This window comes from Methylocystis sp., from assembly GCF_050251305.1.
Taxonomy (GTDB): Bacteria; Pseudomonadota; Alphaproteobacteria; order Rhizobiales; family Beijerinckiaceae; genus Methylocystis.
Genome location: NZ_JBFWNB010000044.1, coordinates 21,850 through 28,152 on the forward strand (window position 1 = coordinate 21,850; position 6,303 = coordinate 28,152).

The 6,303-nt window shown below is 62.9% G+C and carries 7 protein-coding genes; 4 read left to right on the forward strand and 3 right to left on the reverse strand.

The window, feature by feature from the left end; all coding sequences use genetic code 11:
- Positions 1-24 precede the first annotated feature (24 nt).
- Together AB7F41_RS13400 and AB7F41_RS13405 are read left to right on the forward strand one after the other, a co-directional pair.
- Positions 25-672, forward strand: coding sequence for a carbonic anhydrase (locus AB7F41_RS13400; RefSeq protein WP_428381992.1), 648 nt, complete (start codon positions 25-27; stop codon positions 670-672).
- A 43-nt stretch (positions 673-715) separates the two neighbouring features.
- Positions 716-2,281 carry a SulP family inorganic anion transporter gene (locus AB7F41_RS13405; RefSeq protein ID WP_428381994.1) on the forward strand — a complete coding sequence of 522 codons (1,566 nt, stop codon included), beginning with the start codon at positions 716-718 and terminating at the stop codon, positions 2,279-2,281.
- A 75-nt stretch (positions 2,282-2,356) separates the two neighbouring features.
- Here AB7F41_RS13405 and AB7F41_RS13410 read toward each other — a convergent pair whose 3' ends face one another.
- Entirely contained in the window at positions 2,357-3,124 is a 768-nt protein-coding gene (locus tag AB7F41_RS13410; protein ID WP_428381996.1) for a glycerophosphodiester phosphodiesterase family protein, read from the reverse strand.
- Positions 3,121-3,600: a RidA family protein gene (locus AB7F41_RS13415; RefSeq protein ID WP_428381998.1), complete on the reverse strand. Its 480-nt coding sequence runs from the start codon at positions 3,598-3,600 to the stop codon at positions 3,121-3,123. The genes AB7F41_RS13410 and AB7F41_RS13415 overlap by 4 nt, the downstream gene beginning before the upstream one ends.
- A gap of 106 nt (positions 3,601-3,706) precedes the next feature.
- Between AB7F41_RS13415 and AB7F41_RS13420 the strand changes: the two genes are divergently transcribed.
- Positions 3,707-4,531: a cell envelope integrity EipB family protein gene (locus AB7F41_RS13420; protein ID WP_428382000.1), complete on the forward strand. Its 825-nt coding sequence runs from the start codon at positions 3,707-3,709 to the stop codon at positions 4,529-4,531.
- 15 nt (positions 4,532-4,546) lie between these two features.
- On the opposite strand, the gene AB7F41_RS13425 is transcribed toward AB7F41_RS13420, so the two are convergent.
- Positions 4,547-5,590, reverse strand: coding sequence for a hypothetical protein (locus AB7F41_RS13425; RefSeq protein ID WP_428382002.1), 1,044 nt, complete (start codon positions 5,588-5,590; stop codon positions 4,547-4,549).
- 170 nt (positions 5,591-5,760) lie between these two features.
- On the opposite strand from AB7F41_RS13425, the gene AB7F41_RS13430 reads away from it, so the two are divergent.
- Positions 5,761-6,303 (forward strand): pyruvoyl-dependent arginine decarboxylase (locus AB7F41_RS13430; protein ID WP_428406615.1); only part of this gene is annotated, 543 nt, incomplete at its 3' end.

Sequence of the window (6,303 nt, forward strand, 5' to 3'; positions counted from 1 at the left end):
CGGCCGATCAGAAACGGGCGTCGGATGCAATCCTACGAAAAACTGCTGCTTGAGAACAAAGCCTGGGCTGAGGAAGTGCGGGATCGCGATCCCGGCTATTTCGACCGTCTTGCGGCCGCTCAGAAGCCGGAATTTCTGTGGATTGGCTGTTCCGACAGCCGGGTGCCCGCCGACATCATCGTCAATGCGCGCCCGGGCGCCGTTTTTGCGCATCGTAACATCGCCAATCAGGTGATCGCCACGGACTTCAACTGTCTCAGCGTCATCCAATACGCCGTGCAGGTGCTCAAAGTTCCGCATATCATCGTCTGCGGCCACTATAATTGTGGCGGCGTCCGCGCCGCGCTTGATCGCCAGCGGCCGGATCTCCCGCTGCTCAACAAGTGGCTCATGCATATCAAAGACACGTATCGGGCGCATAGAGACGAAATCGACGCGCTCAACTCGGAAACGGAACGAGCCAACAGGCTCGCCGAACTCAACGTCATCGAGCAGGTGATACGCTTGTCGCAGTTCTCCATCGTGCAGAGCGCCTGGCAGGAGCAGCAACGTCCGACTTTGCACGGCTGGGTCTTCCGCCTTGACGATGGGCTGCTGCATCAGCTCGTCACGCTGCCGCCGGGGAGCGACGTCGACGTCATCTATCAGCAGCGCCGCGGCCAGGACTCATAGTCGACGCGACGGCGCGCAAGCCGCCAATGGGGAGAATCTGGGCGTGTTGAGGAGGCATTTCGACTATTACTTCCGCTACCTCGATCGCGACGCTCGGGCAGGCGTCGTCGTCTTTCTCGTCGCGGTGCCCCTGTGCCTCGGCATTGCGGTCGCGTCTGGCGCGCCGCCCTTCTCCGGAGTCATCACGGGGATCGTCGGCGGACTCGTCGTCTCTGTTCTGAGCGGTTCGCAGTTGAGCGTTTCGGGTCCAGCCGCGGGCCTGACGGTCATCGTCGCAACCACGGTCGAAAAGCTCGGCTTTGACGCGATGCTGCTCGCCGTCGCGCTGGCGGGCCTGATGCAGCTGGCGATGGGCTATCTGCGGGCGGGCGTCATCGGCGCGTTTTTTCCGTCGGCCGTCATCAAGGGCATGCTCGCGGCGATCGGTCTGATCCTGATCATGAAGCAATTGCCGCACGCCGTCGGCTACGACGCCGACGCCGAGGCGGACTTGTCCTTCCTAGAAGATGACAGCCACACGCATCTCTCGCTTCTCTGGGATGCGTTCCATTCCATTTCAACGGGCGCGGTGATCGTCAGCGTCGTCTCCTTGGGGATCATGCTTCTTTGGGACGCGCCGCAGATCAAGAAACACCGATATCTCTCGCTCTTGCCAGGCGCGTTGGTCGCGGTGTTGTTTGGCGTTCTCTACAACATTGTGGCGAAGACGCTGTTTCCCTCCCTGGCGATCGCCTCGCAGCATCTCGTCAACGTGCCGGCGATTTTCGGACCGATTGATTTCGCGCACGAATTGAACTTTCCGGATTTCACCCGGCTGCTCGATGTCCAAATCTATGTCATCGCCGCGACTTTGGCGCTGGTCGGAAGCCTTGAAACTCTGCTGAGCCTGGAGGCGGTCGACAAGCTTGACCCGCTCAAGCGGGTCGCCCCGACCAATCAAGAGCTCAAGGCCCAGGGCGTCGGCAATTTCGTAAGCGGAATGTTGGGCGGACTGCCGATCACTGCGGTGATCGTGCGCAGTTCCGCAAATATCGACGCCGGCGCGCACTCCAAGGCGGCGTCCTTCATTCACGGCCTGTTGCTGTTGCTGAGCGCGATGTTCTTGTCGAGCGTGCTCAACATGATTCCGCTCGCCTGCCTCGCCGCGGTGCTGATCTTGACGGGCTACAAGCTCGCCAAGCCGAAGCTCTTCGTTCAGCAGTATGAAAAGGGGTTCAACCAGTTCGCGCCCTTCGCTGTGACCGTCGGCGCCATTCTCTCCTCGGATCTGCTCAAGGGCATGGCGATTGGAATGGCCGTGGGCCTATTCTTCGTGTTGCGCGCGAACTATCACTCGGCGTTCACGCTCACGCGCGACGGACGGAATTATCTGTTGCGCCTGCAGAAGGACGTGTCCTTCCTCAACAAGGCGCAGCTGCGCAACTTCCTTGAGAGCATCGAACAGGACAGCTATCTCGTGATCGACGGGACGCGCGCCGGTTTCATTGATCAGGACATCATGGAGACCATTCAGGATTTCATCAAGGCGGCGAGCGACTACAACATCCGCGTCGAACTCAAAGACATGCGGGGTCTCGAACCCGTCAACGGGCTGGTCGCTGCGGAATAGCGCCCTCGCCGCTCGTCGAACGCGGCTCGGGACCTGGACGGCCGCGGCGGCGCATGGGTCGAGCGCGAGAGCGCACTACGGCGCGAAGCCTTCGAAAACGATTTGATCGGTCCACGCGCGCGCCCGCGCGGCCATTTCCGGAGAGCGCACCGTCCATGTCGTGACCGGAATTTTGACCGCATCCCGCAGCAGCAGAGGAATGGCGTGCGGGAGATCGCGCACGCGCCAGGACAGGAAATCCGGCAGGGTGCGCGTGTAGTGCAGGAAATGCGTGAGCTCCGCGCGCTGCGCGGTCGAGAGCTGCGGCCAGTCGTCGTCGCCGTAATGCGCCTCGCCGACGACGCCGAGCGGCCGCTGCGCAATCCCGAGCGCGGCGGCGCGCGCGCGAAGAAAGGCAATCTGATCTGGGTCGAAGCTTTCGATGGCGACGTGTCCGTCGTAGCGCGCCAAGGCCTGCGCCGTGCGCTGGGCCACGGTCGTATCGCCGTCAAAGGCGCTCTTGATCTCGACAACGAGCGGCGTTCGGCCGCCGATCGCGGCGAGAAACTCGGAAAATCGAGGAATGGCGTCATTGCCGCCGCGCAGCCGCAGACGACTGAGCGCGTCCGCGCTATGCGTCGCGATCGCCCCGACGCCGTCGGTTAAGCGCTCCAAGGTCTCATCGTGGAAAACGACGAGTTCGCCGTCGCTTGTGAGTTGCACGTCGCATTCGACGCCAAAGCCGGCGGCGATCGCCGCGCGCGCGGCCGAAATCGAATTTTCGATCACCCCCTGGGAGGGGTCGTGCAGGCCGCGATGGGCAATCGGGCGCGCCGTCAGCCACGCAAGATCGCGCCCGGTCACGAGAGAATCTCGAAGACGCCCTCTACTTCAACAGCGGCGTCGAGCGGCAGTTGCACGACTCCGACCGCGAAACGCGCATGTTTGCCGTTTTCTCCCAACACCGCGGCGACGAGATCGGACGCGCCGTTGACGACCTGCGGCAGCGAGGCGAAATCGGGTGCGCTATTGACATAGCCGCCCAGCCGGACGGCGCGCAGCAGCGAGAGATCGCCGATTGCGGCATGGGCCTGGGCGAGGACGTTGAGCGCCGCCTGACGCGCCGCGGACTGCCCGGCCTCGAGCGATACGCCGTCGCCAAGCTTTCCTTGATGCGCCGGATCGACGCCATTGGCGCCGAGCGGCAATTGTCCCGATATGAACAGCAAGGCGCCCGTGCGCACGAATGGAACATAGTTGGCGACCGGCGCGGCCGCAGGGGGCAGAGTCAGTCCCAGCTCTTTCAGTCGAGCGAGCGGGGTGTCGGGCGATTCGGTCATGGCGCCTCGCGAAGAGAAAGTCGTTGCTCCCAATGAAGCGCGACCCTAGTTTCGTACTCCGCACGGCGCAATGGCGTCGCATATGCCGCACACGGAAAGAGGTCCGATGATTTGGTTACGCGCGTTGGCCGCTGCAACTTGCGTGGGCATGTCGGTTGGCGAGGCGTTCGCCGAGCGCGCATTGCCGCTCGCCAACCACCGCGCCGTCTATGATCTCAGCCTGTTGAAAACGAGCGGCGCCAAGGCGCCGGCGCAGGCGCGCGGCCGCATCGCCTTTGATTTCGCCGGATCGGCCTGCGAGGGCTATGTGCAGAACTTCCGACAGATCACGGAGCTGCAGCCCTCGGAAGGGACGGCTAAGCTCTCGGACATGCGGTCGGCGACGTTTGAGGGCGGCGACGGCGCGGATTTCCGATTCAAGGTGGAAACCAGGATCAACAACTCGCGGGCCGAAGAAGTCGACGGAAAGGCGAAAAAAAAATCCGGCGACGCCCAGCTCTCGATTGATCTGTCCAAGCCGAAGCGCGCGCGGTTGGAGCTGCCAGGCCCCATGCTTTTTCCGACCGAACATCTGCGCAAGATCGTCGAGAAAGCCGTCGCCGGCGAACAGCTGCTCGAAGCGCGGGTGTTCGACGGCACGGGAGACGGCGAAAAGGCGTTTGACACTTTGACGGTCATCGGCAAGCCGACGAAGGAGGCGCCACAGGAAAAGGCGGCGCGCGCGACCGAGCTCAAGAACATGCGTCGCTGGCCGGTGGCGATTTCCTATTTTGATCTGGGCAAGAAAGACAGCCCGCCGATCTATGTCCTGTCGTTCGACCTTTACGAGAATGGCGTCTCGCGCGCTTTAAAGCTCGACTACGGCGATTTCGTGCTGCGCGGCGAGATGACCGATCTCGTGCTGCAACCGACGCCCGCCTGCAATAAATAGCCGGCGTTCAGCGATTTACCGGCGACGTAACAACGCACTGATGCGTTCCGCAAGCGATCGCGGCCGCCAAAAAATTGCGGCGTGAATGTCGAGAGTCTGATTCAAGAAAGGCGCAGTTGGCGCAATGGCGAGGAGCGTCGCATCTTCTGGCGCGCGTCTCAGCGCCGCTTCGTCGTCGGGCATTGCGATCTCGACGCCGCAGTCGGCGACGATGTTGCGCGTCACATAATGCAGCAGCATGAGATTGGCGACGATCTCCTGCATCTGCGAGCGTGGATTTTTTCGATAGGCGCATTGCGGCGCGCGAATGAGATATTCGCCGCTCGTATCGTCGGAACGCAGCATCAGCGCGACGAGACGGCCGTTTCCCGGCCAATGGCATGCGCCGGGCCGGTTCAGTCGAATGAAGTCGCCTTCGAAGACCTTCGACTCAATGTGACGAAGCTCACATGCGCCGCTTCGTCGCGCTTGGGTCGCGTCCACGTAATCGAAGCGGATTTCGGCGTCATGCGCCAAGGGAATCCGCGCCTCGTCGATTCTCCTGAGCATATCGGCGGCGACTTTCGCGGAGGCTTCAACCGTCAGATGGTTTTCGTCCTGATAATGCGCGCGCGTTGGTTCGCCTAGGATGTCCTCGAGCCATATGGCGGGCGTCGCACATCGCTTCGCCGCTTCAAGATAGAGGCCGCGCGCGCGCGCCCTTGCGGCGCGCAGCGCTTTGGACTCCGTCGGGCGCGGATCGAGACAAAGCAACATCAGCCGGATTCCACGCCGTACGCAGCATGCCGCGATCGCCTCGAGCGTGTCGGCGACGAGCGCGGGACGCAGACAGCCGGCCGCGAACAGCAGGACGTCGTTGAGGCAATATTCGAAGATGACGACGTCCGGCGAAGACGCGCCCGCGCGCTCCATCTTCAAAAGCGTCATCAGGCCGTAGAGCGACCCCACCGCGCCGAGAAAGCGATTCTCGACCTCATGCTCCAGCGCCAGCCGTTGCAATTGGAAGGCCCAGCCTTCCCGCATTCCGGCGTTGGAGCCGCCGAGCAGCAAAATTTTCATGCCGTGGAGATAGGTTGCGTCAAGGAATCGCGCGCCGTCGGCCCGCCGGGCGATGCTAACCGCTTCGCGACCGCGAGGCCATAGAGGAAGGTTTGCGGACAGGCTTGTGGCCGAACGGCCTTCCAGTCCTAATTGAGGCGATGGCCTCTTTCCGCGACGGAGCGCATACGATGTTTCCCATTCCGCAATGCGTATTCCTGACGCGCGGCGTCGGCGTGCATCGCCATCGCCTGACTGCGTTCGAATATGCGTTGCGCGACGCCGACATCGAACAGCAGAATCTCGTCGCCGTGTCGTCCATCCTGCCGGCCGGATGCGATCTCGTGCCCGTCGAGCGCGGTGTCGCGACGCTGCAGCCGGGCGAAATCACCTTTACGGTGCTGGCGCGCGCCGAAACCGACGAGCCCGGGCGGCGCATCACGGCGAGCATCGGCCTCGCGCGGCCGAAGGAGCCGACGCTCTACGGCTATATTTCGGAACATCACGGCTACGGCATGACGGAGCGGGAAAGCGGCGATTACGCCGAAGACCTCGCGGCGACGATGCTCGCCTCGACGCTCGGGATCGAATTCGATCCCGACGCCGCTTGGAACGAGCGCAGGAAGGTCTACGAAACAAGCGAGCTCATCGTGGAGAGCCTGTCGCTGACCGCGGCGGCTGAAGGCGCGACGAACGGCGATTGGGACCTGCGCCATCGCGGCGGCGGTGTTCCG

What these genes read in the sequence shown, in the direction of transcription:
- AB7F41_RS13400 (WP_428381992.1), top strand. Translation starts at nt 25, where the DNA reads ATGCAATCCTACGAAAAACTGCTGCTTGAGAACAAAGCCTGGGCTGAG.
- AB7F41_RS13415 (WP_428381998.1), bottom strand. Translation starts at nt 3,600, where the DNA reads ATGACCGAATCGCCCGACACCCCGCTCGCTCGACTGAAAGAGCTGGGA.
- AB7F41_RS13420 (WP_428382000.1), top strand. Translation starts at nt 3,707, where the DNA reads ATGATTTGGTTACGCGCGTTGGCCGCTGCAACTTGCGTGGGCATGTCG.
- AB7F41_RS13425 (WP_428382002.1), bottom strand. Translation starts at nt 5,590, where the DNA reads ATGAAAATTTTGCTGCTCGGCGGCTCCAACGCCGGAATGCGGGAAGGC.